Source organism: Pseudomonas sp. PDM13 (genome assembly GCF_025685765.1).
GTDB classification, from domain to species: Bacteria; Pseudomonadota; Gammaproteobacteria; order Pseudomonadales; family Pseudomonadaceae; genus Metapseudomonas; species Metapseudomonas solani.
Genome location: NZ_JAOTQU010000065.1, coordinates 1 through 354, shown reverse-complemented (window position 1 = coordinate 354; position 354 = coordinate 1). Strand labels below are relative to the sequence as shown.

General features: G+C 59.3%; 4 tRNA genes. All 4 read right to left on the bottom strand.

What is annotated here, in order from left to right:
* Positions 1-3 precede the first annotated feature (3 nt).
* The 4 genes from OEJ36_RS30425 to OEJ36_RS30410 all read right to left on the bottom strand — a co-directional run bounded on the left by OEJ36_RS30425 (position 4) and on the right by OEJ36_RS30410 (position 353).
* Positions 4-79 (bottom strand) — tRNA-Gly (locus tag OEJ36_RS30425).
* Positions 80-86: 7 nt separating this feature from the next.
* A tRNA-Glu gene (locus OEJ36_RS30420) sits at positions 87-162 on the bottom strand.
* Between the two features lie 32 nt (positions 163-194).
* Positions 195-270, bottom strand: a tRNA-Gly gene (locus OEJ36_RS30415).
* Between the two features lie 7 nt (positions 271-277).
* Positions 278-353: transfer RNA gene (locus OEJ36_RS30410), tRNA-Glu, on the bottom strand.
* Position 354 lies beyond the last annotated feature (1 nt).

Below are 354 nucleotides of genomic sequence, written 5' to 3'. Positions count from 1 at the left end.
AACTGGAGCGGGAAACGAGACTCGAACTCGCGACCCCGACCTTGGCAAGGTCGTGCTCTACCAACTGAGCTATTCCCGCATGAAACTGGCGTCCCCTAGGGGACTCGAACCCCTGTTACCGCCGTGAAAGGGCGGTGTCCTAGGCCACTAGACGAAGGGGACAGGTAAAACCTGGCAAGCATCGCTTGTGAAACTGGAGCGGGAAACGAGACTCGAACTCGCGACCCCGACCTTGGCAAGGTCGTGCTCTACCAACTGAGCTATTCCCGCATGAAACTGGCGTCCCCTAGGGGACTCGAACCCCTGTTACCGCCGTGAAAGGGCGGTGTCCTAGGCCACTAGACGAAGGGGACA